The following is an 18,801-nucleotide window of genomic DNA, read 5'->3' as shown; positions in this document are numbered from 1 at the left end:
ACTGAGACGGCACCGCTCTCCTCTGAAGGCAGGCCGATGCGTGGGGAGCTGACCATCCCCAGGATTGGTCTCAGCGACCTGGAGGTCGTGCCCTACCGCGGCTGGACCGACGATGCGCCCGGCACCGAGATCCAGAACGGCGGCGTCGCGGCCAGCCCGTACGGCCCTCGCGGCGGCACTGGGCCGGGCGGGATCGGCAATTACCAGGTGACCGCGCACCGGCTCTCCTCAACGCGGGCATTCCTGAGGCTGCCCGAGCTGCGACGAGGCGACCGCGTCTCCGTGCGAACCGAGGAGGCGACGTACGTCTATCGCATCACCGGCACGCGGGAGACGTCGTTCCGGTCGGAGGCGTCGCTGCGGGCGCAGCGGGCGCCTGTCCCCGGCAAGCCCGGCGAGGAGCCCACGCGCGCGATGATCACGCTGTCGACCTGCGCGACTCCTGAGGACCATGCCGTCGACAACTACTGGTCCGACGAGTTCGAGAATCCCGAGCATCGCATCGACAAGATCGGGGTCCTCGTCGGCATCAGCTGACCTGGAGCCGAGCTCGTCGACCGTGCGGCGTACTCGCGTTCTCCCCACCGTGCTCGCGAGGATCTGCTGAGATGTGCAGGTGAGGCATGGGTGGAGGCGGCGGCGACTCGTAAGGCTGCGCAGCAAGCGCCCCAGTGTTCGTGCGGCCTGGGCGGGAGGTCTCGTCGCGGCCGGACTGCTTGCGTTGTATTTGCCTGCGTGGGCCGACGCGATGTGGGGCGAGGAGGTCGAGCGGGCCGAGGTTGTCGGCGTGAAAACTCTTCCCGAGGGGCAGAGCAATTCGTGCACGACCGTCGAGGTCGGTGGATCGGGCCAGCCTGAGGTCGAGCGTCACCCGAAGTACGAGATCACCTGGCGGTCGGTGGACAACCCTGACCGGCAGTCAGAAAGGTTCACCGGGTACTCGTGCGACCGTTACGAGATGGGCGACGAGCGCACCGTCATTCGCGGCCCGGATCATCGCGTAACGATGGTCAACTGGCTGAACGCGAATGTGTACCGCGTCGCGTCTCTCTGCCTTCTGGTCGGCGCGTTGGTCGGCATCGTCTTCTTCGTCGCGCTCCCTCGTGCAGGCAGCGACCAAGGTGCCGTGATCTGAACGCGCCTGGGCTTGGACGTCTCGTCCGTGAGTTCCACGCCATCGGCTGGCTCAACGACGGGACAGCGTAGACCGGTTAGGAACGAGATCTGCGGTCTCGTCGCCGCGCGATGAAGCGGCACGTGACGCTCGACACAACTGGATCCATTGATCTAGAGCATCTGCTCTAATTGCCTGCATGTCCCGGCAGCGACTCCACACCCTCGACGATCTCCTCGACGTCGCGGAGCAGATCGTGACCAGCGGCGACCCTTCGGGACTGACGCTGCGTTCGCTGGCTGCGGCGGCGGGGGCGTCGAACGGGACGATCTACCACGCGTTCGGCTCGAAGGACGTGCTGCTCGCGCGGCTGTGGATCCGGTCCTCGGCCCGCCTGGGCGACCTCATGGCGGAGGCGATGGGGGAGAGCACCGGGTCGACGGAGACCTCCGGGGTGGACGCGGTCGTGGCGGTGGCGTTGGCCCCCGTCGAGTTCGTACGTCGGTTCCCGGCGAGCGCGCGGCTGTTCTTCGCCCAGCGCCGCGATCAGCTCTTCTCCGACGACCTTCCTCCCGAAGTCGAGGCCGAGGTGGTCGCGGTGCAGCAGAAGTTCGTCGAGCTGCTGGTCACGCTGGCGCGTGGCGTGTGGGAACGCGGTGACCGGGCCGCGGTTGAGGCGATCGCGGTCTGTGTCGTCGACGTGCCCGGAGGGATCCTGCGGCGCTGCCTTCTCGAGGGCCGCGAGGCCGACGAGACGACCGCTGCGCGCCTGGAGGCCGCCGCGCGCGGAATCCTCTCCGTCCCGCTCGAGCCACGTCCAGTCAAGGCATCGCCCACCACACCGCCCGTATCGAGGAGCAACCCGTGACCCCTGACCATTCCGTGCTGGCGCAGCCGCTCGAGCTGCCGAACGGGTTCGTGATCCCGAACCGGCTGGCCAAGGCTGCTCTGAGCGAGGGCCTGGGACGCCGCGACTTCACTCCGGGAAGCCGCATCAAGAATCTCTACCGGCGCTGGGCCGGGAGCGGCGTCGGACTCTCGATCACCGGCAACGTGATGGTCGACCGCACCGCGATCGGGGAGCCGGGCAACGTCGTGGTCGAGGACGACCGCCACGCCGAGGACCTGGCGGAGTGGGCGCGGATCGCGAAGTCCGGCGGCTCGAAGGTGTGGGTCCAGATCAACCACCCGGGTCGGCAGACGCCGCGTACGCTCACCGCCCATCCTGTGGCGCCCTCGGCGATCGCCGGGCCCGGCACGGGTGGCCTCTTCGCCGAGCCCCGGGCGCTGACCGCGCGCGAGATCGAGGACCTGATCCGCCGGTACGCCACCACAGCAAGGGTCGTGACCGAAGCGGGCTTCGACGGCGTACAGATCCATGGTGCGCACGGCTATCTGATCAGCCAGTTCCTCTCGCCGCTCTCCAATCAGCGCACCGACGCGTGGGGTGGAACCCCGGAGAAGCGGCGCCGCTTCGTACTCGAGGTCTTCCGGGCCATCCGGGCTGAGGTCGGAGCACAGACCCCTGTCGCCATCAAGCTCAACTCGGCCGACTTCCAGAAGGGCGGCTTCGGTGAGGAGGAGTCGCTCGAGGTCGTGCACGCGCTCGCCGAGGAGGGCCTGGACCTGCTCGAAGTCTCCGGCGGCACCTACACCTCGGCGGCCATGCTCGGCGTGGACCCGTCGCTGAAGGCGAGCACACGGCGGCGGGAGGCGTACTTCCTCTCTTACGCCGAACGGGTCCGGGCCGAGCTGCCGAACCTGCCACTGATGCTCACCGGTGGGTTCCGCACCGTCGGCGGGATGGTTGACGCCGTCGAGTCCGGGGCCGTCGACCTTGTCGGCCTCGGTCGGCCGCTCACCGTGCAGCCGGACTTCCCGGCCGAGCTGCTGGCCGGCCGAGCCGACGAAAGCGTCGTCAACCCACGGCGCAGCGGGATCCGGCTGCTCGACAACCTCACCGAGCTGACCTACTACAGCGTCCAGATGTGGCGGATGGCCAAGGGCAAGGAGCCGGCACCCGACCGGCACGCCGCCATCAACGTCACCCAGTACCTCCTCAACAACGGCCTCGAGAGCCTGCGCTCCCCGCGCGGCTGACCGGAAGGAACCAACATGGCAGTGACACCGAAGATCCCCGAAACACGGCCGGTCGGGTTCCCTCCGACCCGCGCCGAGAGCCGCCCGGAGCTGCTCGCACCGGGTGCGCCGGCTCTCCGGGTGCTCGCGGAGCCGCTGACCGCGCTCTACGGCCTACCCGGGTTCCTGCTGCCCCTCATGCATCCCGCCACCGCCGCGGCGACGCTGAAGCGCGACCGGGTCTTCGCCGACCCCGACGCCGACATCCTCGACTTCGCCCGAAGGCTCCGCGACACGATCGAGATGATCGCCGGCGTCGCGCACGCAGGGGACGAGGCCGACCACATCGCCTACGCCATGCGGGAGCTGCACCGGCCCATGCGCGGCGAGGACACTCGCGGGGCGACGTACCACGCCTGGACCCGCGACATCTGGACATGGAACTGGGCCGCGATCACGGCCGGCTTCATGCGCGGCTACGAGGTGCTCCGCGGCTGGCCCGACCGGGAGTTCCGCGACGACGCCTATCTCGGGCTCATCGAGGTCGGCCGACGGTTCGGCGTGCTCGGTATGCCCGCGACGTACGACGAGTTCCTGGCGGTCTGGCCGATGGAGCGTGACCGTGTGGCGGACCCGCGCAACGAGGGGGTCCGGACCCTGGTCGGACTGATCCATGCCCGCGGTCTACCGGCACCTCGAGCGCTGCGCCCGATGCCGCTGCCGGTGTGGGCGCTGGTCACCGCGCCCATCCGGCACTTCCTGCGGGTCGCCATCATGGTCGGGCTGCTGCCCGAGGAGCGCGAGATGATCGGCTTCCCGGAGCGCGCCATGGATCGTGCCGGCCTCCGCATCCACGTGGCGTTCTGGCGGGTCATCCTCCCGCGGAAGATCTCCTACCGCGTCGGGCTCGCCTGGATGTCGGCGCGCGCCCGGTGGTCGACCCCGGTGTGGCGTACGCACTTCTCGGCCGAGGCACTCGCCGCCAGGGCGGAGTCGGCATGACCACGGTGACCACCAGCGACGGGTTCGAGCTCGCGGTCTACAGCGCCGGCGACGATGCCACCAAGCCGACCGTCGTCCTCGTCCACGGTTTCCCGGACGACCACACCGCCTGGGACGGGATCGTCGAGCATCTCGCAGACGGCCATCGCGTGGTCACCTACGACACCCGCGGCACCGGCGCCTCCGGCAAGCCGGGCAGGATCGCCGACTACCGCCTCGACCAGCTCGCCGCAGACCTTCGGGACGTCCTGGACCACGTCGACACCGGCGCCGGGGTTCACCTGGTCGGCCACGACTGGGGATCCGTGCAGGCCTGGCACCTGGTCACCGGCCCACAACGCGACGGCATCCTCAGCTTCACCTCCATCTCCGGCCCGTGCATCGACCACATCCCTGGCTGGGTACGCCGCAAGGCGAGGGCGCGCCGGTTCCGCGACATCGTGGCGATGTGGAAGTCCCCGCTCTACATGGGTTTCTTCTCGATCCCTTTTGTGGCCCCGGTGCTGGCCCGGATCGGGCTGATCGACCCGGTCATCAGGCTCTCGCTGAAGGCATTCGAGCAGCCCGAGCCGCTCGACCCGCAACCTCACGGCCCCAGCGCCCGCCGGAACGCAGCATCGATCCGGATCTACGCCGCCAACGTGCTCCCGCGCCTGCTCGAGCCGGCCCGCGGCGGCACCGACGTACCTGTCCAGGTCCTCACTCCCCGGCGAGACATCTTCATCCCGCCGGTCACCCAGGGCGACCCGCACCCCGACATCACGACCATCGAGATCCGTGAGGTGCCGGGCGGGCACTGGGCGCCGACGTACAACCCCGGTGTCGTCGGCGACCTTGTGGCGAGCTGGATCGCACGCCACGGACAGGAGCCGGCCTCATGTACGTGATGTGTGACCGGCCCGCCCGGACATCTGCGCGCCTGGTCGACGCGGTTCGCTCGGTTGATACGTCGGCTGATCGACTTGCGACGCGCGGGCGATAGGCTGGGGAGGAGGTTCGAGACCGACGGTCCGGGCATGGCGAGGATCGGTCAGGGGAGTGGTGGACATGGTGGCGAGTCGTTCGGCGCGGGAGCGGAAGGCCGCTGTCGAGGCCGGTCCGCTGGCGAAGGTGAAGATCGACGTCGGCGAGGACGACCAGTTCGTCTACAAGGTGGCCTGCACCGTCTGCACGACGAAGGGCGACCGGCCGTGGTCCACCTATCGCGCCGGCGAGGACAACGGCTACATGGCTGCGATGGACCGCTGGATCTTCCACCTCAAGGAGAAGCACCCGGACGCCGACGCGCCGTGCCTGGTCTACCTGCCTGCCGCTCAGCAGCGCCTGCACGAGCGCCGGGCCGCGGCCGATTCACGAGGCTGACCGCCCCATAGCTGGGTCCTTGCGCGGCCTCTACCTGGCGCCCATGGTGGGTACAGAGCTGGTTCAGCTCGGCCTGTACGACAACCACCACGAGAAGGGGCGGCATCATGTCTGCACACACCTACCGCGTCACCGAGATCGTCGGAACCTCCGAGGTCGGACTCGACGACGCCATCCGCAACGGTCTCAGCCGCGCCTCCCAGACGCTGCGGCACCTGGACTGGTTCGAGGTCACCCAGATCCGCGGTCACGTCGACGAGGGCGACATCCAGCACTTCCAGGTCGGGCTCAAGGTCGGGTTCCGCATGGAGGACAACGACTGACGGGACCGCGTACGTCCAAGATCTACGCCGGGTCGCGCGGCAGCACGCCCGGCCCCTCGCGGAGCTCGAAGACGAGCAGCGTCTCGGTCTGCCGTACGACGCGGTGGACGGTGACGTGCTGGAGGACGAAGTCGCGCAGGGCCTCGGCGTCCTCGACGGCGACGTAGAGGTGGAAGTCGTCGGCGCCGGCGACGTGGAAGGCCTGGATCACGCCCGGGGTCCGGACCAGGTCGTCGTAGAGCTTCTCGACGTGCTCCTTGCTGTGGCTGCCGAGCCGGACCTTGATCACGGCCTGCAGCGGGTAGCCGAGGGTGCGGGTGTCGACGTCGAGGCGGCGGCCGGTGATGACGCCGTTGTCGCGCAGCGCCCGCAGCCGGTAGGCGCAGGTCGACTCGGCGATCCCGAGACGGGTCGCGAGGGCCTTGTTGGTGAGCTCGGGGTTGTCGCCGAGCTCGCGCAGGATTCCGCGGTCGACGGAGTCGAGAGCGGCTGCGGGGGGTTGTATTTTCGCCAACTGGGACACCCTCGGTTGTCGGTCGGATTGCTCGAAAACGGCAAGATCGGGGAACTGTCGGGATCTTCAGCAATCAATATGGTCAGATCTTGGGATTCTCGCCACCATCTTGGCATGACGCTTGCGAACTCCCACCTCGACTCACTCGCCGTCCACGCCGGACGGGAGGACCTGGCGATGCTCGGCGTCCACGCCCTCCCGCTCGATCTCTCCTCGACCAACCCGCTCCCCGACATCGAGCGGGGCGGGGCCTCGTACGAGGCGATGGCGACCGGCGGTGAGCCGCTCGCCGACGGCGGGTTCGTCTACCAGCGGCTGTGGAACCCCACGGTCGCGCGCTTCGAGTCGGCGCTGGCGCGGCTCGAGCAGGCCGAGACGGCGGTCGCGTACGCCTCGGGGATGGCCGCGATGACCGCAGCGATCATCGCGAGCACCTCGTTCAGCGGCAAGCGGCACATCGTCGCGGTCCGCCCGCTGTACGGCGGCACCGACCACCTGCTCGCCTCGGGTCTGCTCGGCGTCGAGGTGACGTTCTGCGCCGAGGACGAGGTCGCCGCATCGGTCCGACCGGACACGGCGCTGGTCGTGCTGGAGACCCCGGCCAACCCGACCCTCGACCTCGTCGACATCGCCACCGTGGTCACGGCCGCCGGCGACGTCCCGGTGCTCGTCGACAACACCTTCGCCACCCCGGTGCTGCAGAACCCGCTCGCACTGGGGGCGACGATGTCGCTGCACAGCGCCACCAAGTACATCGGCGGGCACGGCGACGTGGTCGGTGGCGTGATCGCCTGCGACGAGGAGACGGCTTCGCGGCTGCGCCAGGTCCGGGCCGTCACCGGTGGCCTCCTGCACCCGCTCGGCGCCTACCTCCTGCACCGCGGCCTCTCGACCCTGCCGACCCGCGTGCGTGCCCAGCAGGCCGGTGCGATCGAGATCGCGACCTGGCTGCAGTCGCACCGGGAGGTCGAGCGCGTCTACTTCCCGGGCGAGGACGACGACCGCGGCCTGGTCGGCAAGCAGATGCACGGCCCCGGCGCCATGGTCACGATCGCGCTCCGCGGCGGGTACGACGCAGCCGCCCGTCTGACCTCGTCGGTCGAACTCTTCACCCACGCGGTCTCGCTCGGCGGCGTCGACTCGCTCATCCAGCACCCCGCCGGCCTCACCCACCGCCCGGTCGCGGCCCACGCCAAGCCGTCAGCGAACCTCGTACGCCTCTCGGTCGGCCTCGAGAGCCCGGAGGACCTGATGGCCGACCTCGACTCCGCCCTCTCGCCTCAGTTCACCTGAGCCGACTGAGTGGCCTAGGTGACCACCGAGGCGGGATTGGTGCTCAGCACCCGCTGCGCCAGCGACGTGGTCGCCTCGATACCGAGGAAGCCGACGACGCGCGCGACCCGGTCCAGGTCGAGGGGGAGGAGGCCGGGAGTGCCGGGGATGTCCGGGGTGAGCCGGAGGTCGAGGTCCTCGTGGCAGGCCATCATGCGGAGGTTGAAGTCGTAGCGCTCTCGCGCGCCGGGAGCGGAGAGTGCGCGGACGACGCGTGCCGAGATGCGGCGTACGCCGGCGCCGGCGGCCCAGGTGTCGAGCACAGCCGTCACCTCACGACCAGAGTTGTCGTCGATGTCGGACCAGACCCGCTCCATCGGGCCGACCTGGTCGAGGAGGGCGGCTGCGGTCTTCTCGCCGATGCCGCTCACCCCGGGCAGGTTGTCGCTGGCGTCACCGCGGAGCGCGGCGTACTCGAGATAGCGCGTGGCCGGCACGCCGTACATCGCATACAGCCGGGCGGGGTTGAGCAGCGGTGAGCCGTTGATGCCGCCGTTGATCAGCCGCAGGACCTGGGTGTGGTCGCTGATCAGCGCGAACGCGTCGCGGTCGGAGGTGATGACGACGCAGTTCCAGCCGTTGCGGACCGCCCAGGCCGCGGCGGAGGCGTTCACGTCGTCGGCCTCGAGGCCCGGGGGAGTGACGGTTGCGAGCCCGAGGGCGTCGAGCATCGCACCGGCCCGGTCGAGCTGCTCGACCAGCATCGGGTCCTTCTCGGCGCGCCCGGCCTTGTAGTCGGGATAGGCGTCCCTGCGTACGGAGGAGGTGCGGTCGTCGAGGCCGAAGAGCACCGCGTCGGGCGCGAATGCGTCGATCGAGTCGAGGATCTGCCGCAGCATCCCGTGCAGCGCCCAGGCGGGCCGCCCGGCACGGTCGATCATCCGGGTGTGCGCCCGGGCATGGTGGTTGCGGTGCAGGAGGGACGGGGCGTCGACGACCAGCAGGAGACGGCGCGGCGAGCTGTTCATCGACATCGCGCCCATCGTAGAGGTGGAGGTCACCGCCGGCCGGAATCGATGCGGGCCATCACCGGGGTGGCGAGGATCCCGTGGATGAGCACGGAGGCGACGACGGTGAAGGCGACCGTCGACCACAACCAGTCCTGGGCCAGCGCCTGGTCCTCGCCGGCGGCGTACGCGAGGTAGTAGATGGACCCGATGCCGCGGACTCCGAAGAACGCCACGGTCCAGCGTTCAGGCCGGGTGAGCGGGACCGTGCCCCTTCCCCGGGTCGGCCACGGGGCCAGCGCCACGATCCCCGCAGCCGGTCGGACCACCAGGATCAGCGCCAGCCCGATGGCGACTCCCCGCCAGTCGAGGGCATCGAGCAGGCCACGGGTGAGCGCGATGCCGAGGATGAGGAGTACGAAGAGCGTCAGCAGCCGCTCGAGCCGCTCGGCCACCTCGTGCATCGCGGCGTGGTAGTCGTGGGACCGCTCGGCCGAGCGGAAGGAGATCGCGCAGACAAAGACGGCGAGGAAGCCGTAGCCGCCGAGAACCTCGCCGACGCCGTACGAGGCGACCAGTGCCGCGAGCGCGAGCAGCGACTCGCCCCGTTCCGCCACCCGCAGGGCACGGTTGCTGGAGCGGAACGCGACGTAGGCGAGCACCTTCCCGACCACGACTCCGGCGAGGACGCCGATCGCCACCTTCGCCACCAGGTAGAACCCCACCCACTCCAGAGCCCAGTTCGACACGGCGCCCTCGGTCGCGAGCAGGATCGCGGCGTAGACGAACGGGAAGGCGAGACCGTCGTTCAGACCGGCCTCCGAGGTGAGCGTGAACCGGAGCTCGTCGCTCTCGTCGACCTCGTGGCCACCGGTCTGCGGACCGGCGACCTGCACGTCGGAGGCAAGCACCGGATCGGTAGGCGCCAGCGCCGCGCCCAGCAGCAGCGCGACCGCCGGCGGCAGACCCGCGGCCCAGCCGAGCGTCGCGACCGCGGCGATGGTGAGCGGCATCCCGATCACCAGCAGCCGCCACGTCGGAGACCACTGTCGCCAGCTCCTCCAGCTGCGGACCTGGAGCGGGCGGTCGATCGCCAGCCCCACGCCCATCAGCGCCACGATGACGACCAGCTCGGTGGTGTGCTCGATCACGGCCCGGTTGTCCTGCGGGTCCAGCGGCAAGCCGTCGGGCAGCGGTGTGAGCCCGATCAGCATCCCGACCCCGACCAGCACCATGGGAGCCGAGATCGCCCACCGACTGAGCAGATCGGGGAGCACGATCGCCAGCAGCAGGCTGGCGCCGGCCACCACGTAGGCAAGGTCCGCAGTCATGACTACTCGCCCCGTTTCGTCGCGTAGGGAGGGTGCGCTCGGACGGTCATCTGGCACCTAGATTACGTACGAAGCAGCCGGACCGAGCCTGACCGACTCGCCGAACGGGTACCTGGGGCACATGCGAGCGATGTGGCAGGACCATCCCGAGACCCCGAGCCCGGACCCGTTCCCCGACGACGACCGGTTCGACGACGTCGTGGTGGGCGCAGGCATCACCGGACTGACCGTCGGCCTGATGCTGGCACGTGCCGGGCGCCGGGTCGGCGTCGTCGAGGCACGCCGGGTGGGTTCGGGCACCACGGGTCGTACGACGGGGAAGCTCTCGCTGCTTCAGGGGACGAGGCTCTCCCAGATCCTGTCCGCGCAGTCACGCGGGGTCGCCGAGGCATACGTCGAGGCCAACCGCGAGGGCATGGCGTGGCTGCTGGGCTTCTGCGCCGAGCACGACGTCCCCGTCCAGACCCGCGACGCGGTGACCTATGCGAGCGCCGACGACGAGCTGACCAGCGTCCGCGAAGAGCATGAGGCGGCCGGCTCGCTCGGTCTGGACGTACGCTGGGCCGACGATCTCGACGTTCCGTTCCCGCACGTGGGTTCCACCGTGCTGGCGGACCAGGCGCAGTTCGACCCGATGGACGTGCTCGGTGCTCTCGCCACCCAGCTCCGCGGCCACGGCGGGACGGTGCACGAGGGCCATCGGGTGATGGGCGTGTCCGGGCGGGGAACGCCCGAGATCACCCTCGACGACGGACGCGTGCTCCGCGCCGAGAACGTCGTGCTCGCGACCGGGGTGCCGACCCTGGACCGCGGGCTCTACTTCGCCAAGGTCGAGCCCAAGCGCTCCTATATTCTCGCCTTCGAGGGAGTCGAGCCGCCGCCGGCGATGTACATCTCGGTGGCCTCATCGAGCAGGTCGATCCGCGGGGTACCCGGGGATGCCACCACTGGTCCGCGGCTCCTCGTCGGCGGCGCCGGGCACGTCGTCGGCCGCACCGAGTCCGAGCTGAGCCGCGTCCACGAGCTGCGGGAATGGACGGCGCGCCACTTCGACGGGGCCGTCGAGACGCACGCGTGGTCCGCCCAGGACTACGCCTCCCACGACGGGATCCCGTTCGTCGGAACGCTGCCCCGCGGCGGCGGACACATCTACCTGGCCACGGGCTACGACAAGTGGGGACTGACCAACGGCGTGGCCGCGGCGCGAGCCATCGCCGGCCAGATCCTGGGTTCGACACCCAGCTGGGCGAAGGTGCTGGGCCGGCGGATCACCCGCCCGCGCGGCGCCGCCCGCATCGCGTCGCTCAACGTCGGTGTCGGTCTGGCCGCGACCCGTTCGCTCGTGCGGGCCGAGTTTGCGACGGCGCACACGCCCACCGCCGACGGAGCCGGGGCCGTCGGCCGTGACGGCGTCCTCCCGGTCGGGACCTCCAACCTGGAAGGCCGTACGTGTAGCGTCGTCGCGCTCTGCACCCACTTGGGCGGCACGCTGCGCTGGAACGACGCGGAGAAGAGCTGGGACTGCCCCCTGCACGGGTCACGATTCTCGGCCGACGGGGAGGTCCTGGAGGGGCCCGCCACCAAGGCACTCCTCAAGCGTGACGCGTCGCCCGAGGCATGAGGGAGCGGCTCACCGAAGCGCCTCTTCCTCGCCGACCGGTCGCGGCGTCTCCAGGCACCGCCGGATGTTGGTGACGATGCTGCCGGCGGTGAAGAGCTCGTCGTCCGAGGACTCGCCCACGCGTACGGCATGGATCTCGTCGACGAGACCGGCCAAGGTCTCGCGCGCGGCCGCCATCGCTGCGATGTCCACGGTGCGCCCGTCTCCCGAATCGACCAGGTCCGCCAGCGCGAGCAGCGCTCGCGCCGTAGGTGGCCGCAGCTGTGGGCCGAGTCCGACGTGTTCGTTCTCCGCGCGCTCCTCCTCCTCCAGGAGCTGGGTGAGGCTCTCGACGAGGATGCACACCCGCTCGAGAGTTCCAGCTTGTTCGACCTGACTCTCCAGGAGCCTCTGGTGGTGTGCCCGACGCCGGTTGGCCCGCGACGCCTCGAGGACGAGCTCTCTCGCCTCGCGCATACGCTGCAGAGCGGGCTCCAGCCGTGTTCGGTGCTCACGCCACTCGGTGTCAGTCGGTGGCCGGTCGCCTTGGAGAGCGTGTGCCAGTTGGCGGAGCTGGACGATCACCTCTGCGCGGACGTCGCGCATCGCATCTTCCGCGGGGCCGAGAGGCAGCTGGGGGAAGAGCAGGATCGCCACGACGCCGATCGCGGCGCCGATCAAGGTGAGCCCGCCGTAGGCGCTCACGAACGCGACGGGCTCCTTGGCTCCGATGATCAGCACGAACAGGGCTGCCGTGGGGACCCATTGGCCCATACCACCGAGCAGACGCCAGTTCACCGCCATCGTCCCCAGGCCGATCACCAGCGCCACCGTCCACGCAGTGGGCGCCATGACCGTCGTCGTGACCAACGCGATCGCCGAGCCCAGCCAGATGCTGGCGATGCTCTGGACAGCGTTGCGAACCGAGCCCATCACAGTGGACGACATGGCCACCACCGCTCCCAGCGGCGCGTAGTAGGGGAACTCGCCGGCCGGCCCCGGAAAGACGGCACCGACCCAGAAGGCGACGGCCCCCGCGCCTGCCGCTCTCAGGGCCAGGCCCACGGGCAGCCTGCGTATGCGGGCGCTGAGGTGAGTCGATCGTTCTGCGAGTGACATGGACATCCGTATCAGCGGGCGCACGGCGGTCGAGGAGGAATGGACATGAATCGACAGGTACCCCGGGCCGTACGGGGTCATGACCTCATGCCAGGACCTGCAAGCCGCCGGGTCGGTTACTCTGTGGGTCGTCTCGAGGGGGTTGGTCCGTTGGCAGTGCAGGCGCAGCGAAGAACCGGTCGGCCGCCGTCGATGGTGGACGGCAAGACCGTGCCGCAGCGGATCCTCGCCGCCGCCCTGGAGCTGTTCGCGGAGAAGGGCTTCGAGAGCACGTCGGTCCAGGACGTGGTGGTGGCCGCCGGTGTCACCAAAGGCGCGATGTACCACTACTTCGATTCCAAGGAAGACCTGCTCTACGAGATCTACGGCCGGGTGCTTCGGATGCAGATGGAGCGGCTGAACGAGGTCGTCGTGCAGGAGGGCCCGGTCGAGGACCGGTTGCGAGCAGCCTGCGCGGACGTGGTCGTCACCACGGCGAACAACCTCGAGGGCACCACGATCTTCTTCCGCTCGCTGCATCAGATGAGTACGGAGAAGCAGCATGGGGTACGCCGCGAGCGTCGCCGCTACCACGAGACCTTCCGTGGACTGATCGTCGAAGGTCAGGAGAGCGGCGTCTTCCGTGGCGACGTGAGCGCGGAACTGTGCGTCGACTACTTCTTCGGGTCCGTGCACCACCTCCCGATGTGGCTGAAGCCGACCGGTCGCCTCACGGCCGAGGAGGTGGGCAGATCGTTCGCGGAGCTGTTCATCGCCGGCCTGGTCAGTCGTTGAGCGCCGTCACGAGTCCTGCCTGATCGCCGATCGCGGAGAGATCGCGATCCGGCGGGATGGTTGACGTGATCGGGATCACTGCGGCAGGCTATGCGAATCCGTACTAAGCAACTGCTTAGTTTGTAATAGGAGATCTCATGCCTGAAGCAGTCATCGTCGCCATTGCTCGCTCGCCGATCGGTCGGGCGGTGAAGGGATCGCTCAAGGACATGCGCCCCGACGACCTCGCCGTCCAGATGGTGCAGGCAGCCCTGGCAAAGGTGCCCGATCTCGACCCGAGCGAGATCGACGACCTCATGCTGGGCGTCGGCCAGCCCGCCGGTGAGGCCGGCAACAACCTCGGTCGCGCGGTCTCCGTGCTGGCGGGGATGGACCACCTGCCCGGCACCACCGTGAACCGCTACTGCTCCTCGAGCCTGCAGACCACCCGGATGGCGCTGCACGCGATCAAGGCGGGGGAGGGCGATGCCTTCCTCTCCGTCGGTGTCGAGACGGTCAGCCGCTACTTCAAGGGCAACGCCGACGGTCTGCCCGACACCCAGAACCCGCTGTTCGACGACGCCCAGGCGCGTACGGAGAAGCTCGCCGCCGGCGGCGAGGCCTGGCAGGACCCGCGAGACGGGGGAGCGCTCCCCGACCTCTACATCGCGATGGGCCAGACCGCCGAGAACGTCGCTCAGGTCAACGGGGTCACCCGGGCGGACCAGGATGCATTCGGCGTACGCAGCCAGAACCGCGCCGAGCGGGCCATCGCCGAGGGCTTCTGGGCCAAGGACATCACCCCGGTCACCCTTCCGGACGGCACGGTGGTCAGCTCCGACGACGGCCCCCGTGCGGGCGTCACCCTGGAGGCCGTCTCGGCGCTCAAACCGGTCTTCCGCCCTGACGGAACCGTCACCGCGGGCAACTGCTGCCCGCTCAACGACGGCGCCGCGGCGGTCGTGATCATGTCTGACACCAAGGCGAAGAAGCTGGGCCTGACCCCGCTCGCCCGGGTCGTGAGCACCGGCGTCAGCGGCCTCTCGCCCGAGGTCATGGGCCTCGGCCCGGTCGATGCGTCCCGGCAGGCGCTGGCGCGTGCCGGCCTCTCCATCGACGACATCGACCTGGTGGAGATCAACGAGGCCTTCGCCGCCCAGGTGCTCGCCTCGGCACGAGAGCTGGGGATCGCCGAGGACCGCCTCAACGTCAACGGCGGGGCGATCGCGATCGGCCACCCCTTCGGCATGACCGGTGCGCGCATCACCAGCACCCTGATCAACTCCCTGCAGCACCACGACAAGCAGTTCGGCCTCGAGACCATGTGCGTCGGTGGTGGCCAGGGCATGGCGATGGTGCTGGAGCGGCTCTCTTGAGCCGGACTCGTCCCTTCCTTTCCCCTACATCTCCAGGAGTGAACTCATGACCCGAACCGCCATCGTCACCGGAGCCGCTCGTGGCATCGGAGCTGGCGTCGCCAAGCGGCTCGCCGCCGACGGAATGTCCGTCGCCGTGCTCGACCTCGACGAGACCGCCTGCAAGCGCGTGGCCGACGAGATCGAGGCCGCCGGTGGGCGGGCGATCGCCGTCGGCGCCGACGTCGCCGACGAGGAGCAGGTCGCCGGTGCCGTCGAGCGCGTAGTGAGTGACCTCGGCGCTCCGACCGTCCTGGTCAACAACGCCGGGATCATCCGCGACAACCTGCTCTTCAAGATGAGCGTCGAGGACTGGGACTCGGTGATGAGCGTGCACCTGCGCGGCTCGTTCCTGCTGACGCGCGCCGTCGAGAGCCACATGCGCGAGGCCGCCTGGGGCCGGATCGTCAACCTGTCGAGCACCTCGGCGCTCGGCAACCGTGGTCAGGCCAACTACGCCGCCGCGAAGGCCGGCGTCCAGGGCTTCACCAAGACGCTCGCCCTCGAGCTCGGCCGCTATGGCGTGACTGCCAACGCCATCGCCCCTGGCTTCATCGAGACGGAGATGACCGCGGCCACGGCCGAGCGGGTCGGCGTACCGTTCGAGGACTTCAAGAAGGGCGCGGCCGCACAGATCCCGGTGGCGCGCACCGGCAAGCCGGAGGACATCGCCCACGCGGTCTCGTTCTTCGCCAGCGAGGGTGCCGGGTTCGTATCGGGCCAGGTGCTCTACGTCGCCGGAGGGCCGAAGGCATGAGGACCTTCAACGGCATCGAGGAGCTCGAGGCTGCGGTCGGTACGCACCTGGGCCACTCCGAGTGGCACACCGTCGACCAGAAGCAGATCGACCTGTTCGCTGACGCGACCGGTGACCACCAGTGGATCCACATCGACACCGAGAAGGCGCAGTCGGGCCCGTTCGGGACGACCGTCGCGCACGGCTTCCTGACCCTCTCGCTGGTGCCGATGCTCGCCTCCCAGGTCTACCGGGTCGAGGGCGTGAAGATGGGCGTCAACTACGGCGCCAACAAGCTGCGCTTCCCGTCCCCGGTGCCGGTCGACTCCCGCGTACGCGCCGGCGTGGAGCTGCTCGCCGTCACGCCGAGCTCGCTCGGCTACCAGGTCGCCACCCGAGTGACCGTCGAGCGCGACGGCGGCGACAAGCCCGCCTGCGTGGTCGAGTCGCTCGCCGTCGTGGTGCCCTGAGCCCGTCCTCACAACGAAGGAGCAACAGAACCGATGTCGTTCAACCTCGCCACCATGCTGCGGGAGTCGGCGGCCGCGCGGCCTGACAAGCCACTGATGCACGCCGGCGACGCGGCGTTCACCTACGCCGAGGTCGACGTTCTCTCGGGGAGGGTCGCGGCATCGCTGCGTGCCCTCGGCCTGGAGCCGGGTGACAAGGTCGCCGTGCAGCTGCCGAACCTGCCGCAGTTCGTCTTCTGCTACTTCGGCATCCTCAAGGCCGGCCTGACGATGGTCCCGCTCAACCCGCTCCTTACCGGCCCCGAGGTGGGCTACCACCTCGATGACAGCGACGCCCGGCTGCTGGTCACCTTAGAGTCGTTGGCCGCGACGGGCATGGCCGGAGCACGATCGGCGGGCGGCGTACCGACGTACGTGGTCAGTCTCGGCGGCGCGGTGCCGGAGGGTGCGCGCCCGTTCGACGAGCTGCTGGCCGCCGAGGACGACGGCGACATCCACGCGACCTCCTCCGACGACACCGCGGTGCTGCTCTACACCAGTGGCACCACGGGCAAGCCGAAGGGCGCCGAGCTCACCCACTTCCAGCTCTACATGAACTGCACCGTCGCGGGCGAGCTCTTCCAGGTCAGCGCCGACGACGTCACGTTGGCGGTGCTGCCTTTCTTCCACGTGTTCGGGCTCTCCAGCGTCCTCAACAACGCCGTCCGGTTCGGTGCCAGCCTGGTGCTCCAGCCTCGTTTCGAGGCGAAGGTCGCGCTCGACGCTCTCGAGGCGCATCGGTGCACGATCTTCGCCGGCGTACCGACGATGTACGTCGCGCTGCTCCAGGGGGACCTCGGCGCCCGTGGCCTCCCCGCGCTGCGGGCGTGCATCTCGGGCGGCGCCTCGATCCCCGGCGAGGTGATCCGCGAGTTCGAGGCGCAGGTCCCCGGCGTCGTGATCCTCGAGGGCTACGGGCTGTCGGAGACCGCGAGCACGACGACCTTCAACGTCAGCGCCGAACAGCGCAAGGTGCTCTCGGTCGGCAAGCAGATCTGGGGTGTCGAGGTACGCGTCGTCGACACCGAGGGCAACCCGCTGCCGCCCGGCGAGGACAACGTCGGCGAGATCGTCGTGCGTGGTCACAACGTGATGAAGGGCTACTACAACCGCCCGGACGCCACCGCGGCGGCGATCAAGAACGGCTGGTTCCACACCGGCGACCTCGGCTACCACGACGACGAGGGCTACTTCTTCGTCGTCGACCGGCTCAAGGACCTCGTCATCCGCGGTGGTTACAACGTCTATCCGCGCGAGGTGGAAGAGGTTCTCTACGAGCATCCCGACGTTGTCGAGGCCGCCGTCATCGGCCGCCCCGACGACCGCTTGGGGGAGGAGGTCGTCGCCTTCGTCGCTCTCAAGCCCGGGGCGAGCGTCGGCCCGATGGAGCTGACCGCTCACTGCAAGGAGCGGCTCGCGGCGTACAAGTATCCCCGCGACCTGCAGGTGCTCGAGACGCTCCCGAAGGGCGCGACCGGCAAGATCCTCAAGCGTGAGCTGAGGCGCTGAGCCGGACGAGTTCTGGATCGCAGGAATCACGGTCGTCAAATGCGAGAAACCCCAGGTTTCCCTGGGGTTTCTCTCTGTGCGCGAGGGGGGCGGCAGAGGACGGGGCCAGCCCAGAGGCGGGTTTCGCCGACGGGGGAGGGGGCGGCAACCCGGGCGGGTGTGTCGAACGGCAACGGCGCGGTTGCCCAAGTCAAGGTCGAGGGGCTCATTGCGGCGGCGTTCGACCATTGGGACTCCCGCGTCGGTGACCCGCGGCTGCACATTCACTTGGTGATCTCGAACAAGGTCAATGCCGTGCTGGCGAGCTCGCTCGTCTGAGCAAGCGCGTCAGGGAATGATTCGCCCTGGCTGGTGCTTGTCCTGCGTACGGCCAAAGTTCATAACGACCGAAGGAATGCGCAGATGAAGGTACTTCTCGTCGGAGCGAACGGGACCGTCGGGTCCGCCGCCGCGGCAGCGCTCGAGGACCAGGGTCACGAGGTCGTCCGAGCCAGCCGAAGCGGCCAGGTCGCCGTCGACATCAGTGACCCGCACTCGATCAGGTCGCTCTACCAGCAGGTCGGTCAGGTCGATGCGGTGGCCTGCGCCGCCGGTGCGACGCCGTTCAAGTCGATCACCGAGGCGACGCGGGACGACGTGATCGCGGGTCTGCACAACAAGCTGCTCGACCAGATCGAGCTCGTGCGGCAAGGTCTCGACCACGTTGCCGACGGCGGCAGCTTCACCCTCATCAGCGGCATCCTGTCGGAGGACCCCATCCCGGCCGGGAGCATCGCCGGCACCGTCAACGGTGGGCTCGACGCGTTCGTCCGTGCAACCGCCATCGAGCTGCCTCGCGGGCTCCGCATCAATTCGGTCAGCCCCACGGTGCTCAGCGAGTCGTGGGAGAAGTACGGCCCCTCCTTCCCGGGATTCCGTCCGGTGCCGGCGACCGAGGTCGGTCGCGCCTACGTGAAGTCGGTCGACGGGGCACAGACCGGGCAGACGTATCGCGTGGGCTGGTAGCTCGGACCCTGCTGAACGCGCCGCGGTCGATGTGCGCGAACAGGCTGAAATGAGTTGTGGCCCTGACCTGGTCTCCCAGGTCAGGGCCGGCGCAAGGACGGGCAGCTGTCGGTGCGGGTCATGGCGGCCGACATCCTCGTGCTGGCCGGGC

The 18,801-nt window shown here is 69.4% G+C and carries 21 protein-coding genes; 17 read left to right on the top strand and 4 right to left on the bottom strand.

The genetic code is table 11. The annotated features are described in order from the left end of the window. Nucleotides 1–36: 36 nt before the first annotated feature. The 8 genes from H5T77_RS14300 (at nucleotide 37) to H5T77_RS14265 (ending at nucleotide 5,880) form a co-directional block, all read left to right on the top strand. Complete coding sequence (locus tag H5T77_RS14300) at nucleotides 37–537, top strand: class E sortase (protein ID WP_292650297.1); 501 nt, start codon at nucleotides 37–39, stop codon at nucleotides 535–537. Nucleotides 538–748: 211 nt separating this feature from the next. Then, a complete protein-coding gene (locus H5T77_RS14295; protein WP_292650295.1) occupies nucleotides 749–1,135 on the top strand; it encodes a hypothetical protein in 387 nt (128 codons plus the stop codon). 178 nt (nucleotides 1,136–1,313) lie between these two features. Continuing rightward, complete coding sequence (locus H5T77_RS14290; RefSeq protein WP_292650294.1) at nucleotides 1,314–1,982, top strand: TetR/AcrR family transcriptional regulator; 669 nt, start codon at nucleotides 1,314–1,316, stop codon at nucleotides 1,980–1,982. Continuing rightward, the gene (locus H5T77_RS14285; protein ID WP_292650292.1) at nucleotides 1,979–3,214 is read left to right on the top strand and encodes an NADH:flavin oxidoreductase/NADH oxidase family protein; all 1,236 of its coding nucleotides are present in this window, start codon (nucleotides 1,979–1,981) and stop codon (nucleotides 3,212–3,214) included. Before H5T77_RS14290 ends, H5T77_RS14285 begins: the two co-directional genes overlap by 4 nt. A 15-nt stretch (nucleotides 3,215–3,229) precedes the next feature. Then, nucleotides 3,230–4,195 (top strand): oxygenase MpaB family protein, encoded by a 966-nt coding sequence (locus tag H5T77_RS14280; RefSeq protein WP_292650290.1) that lies wholly within the window; start codon nucleotides 3,230–3,232, stop codon nucleotides 4,193–4,195. Further along, entirely contained in the window at nucleotides 4,192–5,082 is an 891-nt protein-coding gene (locus H5T77_RS14275) for an alpha/beta fold hydrolase (RefSeq protein WP_292650289.1), read from the top strand. Before H5T77_RS14280 ends, H5T77_RS14275 begins: the two co-directional genes overlap by 4 nt. Nucleotides 5,083–5,242: 160 nt before the next feature. After that, complete coding sequence (locus H5T77_RS14270) at nucleotides 5,243–5,557, top strand: hypothetical protein (RefSeq protein ID WP_292650287.1); 315 nt, start codon at nucleotides 5,243–5,245, stop codon at nucleotides 5,555–5,557. 107 nt (nucleotides 5,558–5,664) lie between these two features. After that, nucleotides 5,665–5,880 carry a dodecin gene (locus tag H5T77_RS14265; protein WP_292650285.1) on the top strand — a complete coding sequence of 72 codons (216 nt, stop codon included), beginning with the start codon at nucleotides 5,665–5,667 and terminating at the stop codon, nucleotides 5,878–5,880. 22 nt (nucleotides 5,881–5,902) lie between these two features. Here H5T77_RS14265 and H5T77_RS14260 read toward each other — a convergent pair whose 3' ends face one another. Next, nucleotides 5,903–6,403, bottom strand: a complete 501-nt coding sequence (locus tag H5T77_RS14260; RefSeq protein WP_292650283.1) for an Lrp/AsnC family transcriptional regulator — start codon at nucleotides 6,401–6,403, stop codon at nucleotides 5,903–5,905. Nucleotides 6,404–6,508: 105 nt separating this feature from the next. Between H5T77_RS14260 and H5T77_RS14255 the strand changes: the two genes are divergently transcribed. Beyond that, a complete protein-coding gene (locus H5T77_RS14255; RefSeq protein ID WP_292650281.1) occupies nucleotides 6,509–7,687 on the top strand; it encodes a trans-sulfuration enzyme family protein in 1,179 nt (392 codons plus the stop codon). Nucleotides 7,688–7,701: 14 nt separating this feature from the next. Here H5T77_RS14255 and H5T77_RS14250 read toward each other — a convergent pair whose 3' ends face one another. Beyond that, nucleotides 7,702–8,700 (bottom strand): 5'-3' exonuclease, encoded by a 999-nt coding sequence (locus H5T77_RS14250; RefSeq protein ID WP_292650279.1) that lies wholly within the window; start codon nucleotides 8,698–8,700, stop codon nucleotides 7,702–7,704. Nucleotides 8,701–8,723: 23 nt separating this feature from the next. Further along, nucleotides 8,724–10,004: a cation:proton antiporter gene (locus tag H5T77_RS14245; protein ID WP_292650277.1), complete on the bottom strand. Its 1,281-nt coding sequence runs from the start codon at nucleotides 10,002–10,004 to the stop codon at nucleotides 8,724–8,726. Between the two features lie 130 nt (nucleotides 10,005–10,134). Here H5T77_RS14245 and H5T77_RS14240 point away from each other — a divergent pair, with 130 nt between their 5' ends. Continuing rightward, the gene (locus H5T77_RS14240) at nucleotides 10,135–11,625 is read left to right on the top strand and encodes an FAD-dependent oxidoreductase (RefSeq protein WP_292650275.1); all 1,491 of its coding nucleotides are present in this window, start codon (nucleotides 10,135–10,137) and stop codon (nucleotides 11,623–11,625) included. Nucleotides 11,626–11,634: 9 nt separating this feature from the next. Here H5T77_RS14240 and H5T77_RS14235 read toward each other — a convergent pair whose 3' ends face one another. Then, nucleotides 11,635–12,723 (bottom strand): FUSC family protein, encoded by a 1,089-nt coding sequence (locus H5T77_RS14235; protein WP_292650273.1) that lies wholly within the window; start codon nucleotides 12,721–12,723, stop codon nucleotides 11,635–11,637. A 192-nt stretch (nucleotides 12,724–12,915) separates the two neighbouring features. Here H5T77_RS14235 and H5T77_RS14230 point away from each other — a divergent pair, with 192 nt between their 5' ends. The 7 genes from H5T77_RS14230 (at nucleotide 12,916) to H5T77_RS14200 (ending at nucleotide 18,650) form a co-directional block, all read left to right on the top strand. Next, a complete protein-coding gene (locus tag H5T77_RS14230; protein WP_292650271.1) occupies nucleotides 12,916–13,497 on the top strand; it encodes a TetR/AcrR family transcriptional regulator in 582 nt (193 codons plus the stop codon). Between the two features lie 137 nt (nucleotides 13,498–13,634). Then, nucleotides 13,635–14,852: an acetyl-CoA C-acetyltransferase gene (locus H5T77_RS14225; protein WP_292650270.1), complete on the top strand. Its 1,218-nt coding sequence runs from the start codon at nucleotides 13,635–13,637 to the stop codon at nucleotides 14,850–14,852. Nucleotides 14,853–14,898: 46 nt separating this feature from the next. Next, on the top strand, nucleotides 14,899–15,648 hold the full coding sequence (fabG, locus tag H5T77_RS14220; protein ID WP_292650268.1) for a 3-oxoacyl-ACP reductase FabG: 750 nt from the start codon (nucleotides 14,899–14,901) through the stop codon (nucleotides 15,646–15,648). Beyond that, nucleotides 15,645–16,097 carry a MaoC family dehydratase gene (locus H5T77_RS14215; RefSeq protein WP_292650267.1) on the top strand — a complete coding sequence of 151 codons (453 nt, stop codon included), beginning with the start codon at nucleotides 15,645–15,647 and terminating at the stop codon, nucleotides 16,095–16,097. Before fabG ends, H5T77_RS14215 begins: the two co-directional genes overlap by 4 nt. A 33-nt stretch (nucleotides 16,098–16,130) precedes the next feature. Next, a complete protein-coding gene (locus tag H5T77_RS14210; RefSeq protein WP_292650265.1) occupies nucleotides 16,131–17,645 on the top strand; it encodes a long-chain-fatty-acid--CoA ligase in 1,515 nt (504 codons plus the stop codon). A 39-nt stretch (nucleotides 17,646–17,684) separates the two neighbouring features. Further along, a complete protein-coding gene (locus H5T77_RS14205) occupies nucleotides 17,685–17,963 on the top strand; it encodes a relaxase domain-containing protein (protein WP_292650263.1) in 279 nt (92 codons plus the stop codon). An 84-nt stretch (nucleotides 17,964–18,047) separates the two neighbouring features. Continuing rightward, entirely contained in the window at nucleotides 18,048–18,650 is a 603-nt protein-coding gene (locus H5T77_RS14200; RefSeq protein WP_292650261.1) for a short chain dehydrogenase, read from the top strand. The last annotated feature ends 151 nt before the right edge of the window (nucleotides 18,651–18,801 follow it).

Source organism: Nocardioides sp. (genome assembly GCF_014360585.1).
Lineage (GTDB): Bacteria > Actinomycetota > Actinomycetes > Propionibacteriales > Nocardioidaceae > Nocardioides.
The sequence above is the reverse complement of the archived record's forward strand: the minus strand, read 5'-3'. Positions and strand labels throughout refer to the sequence as shown.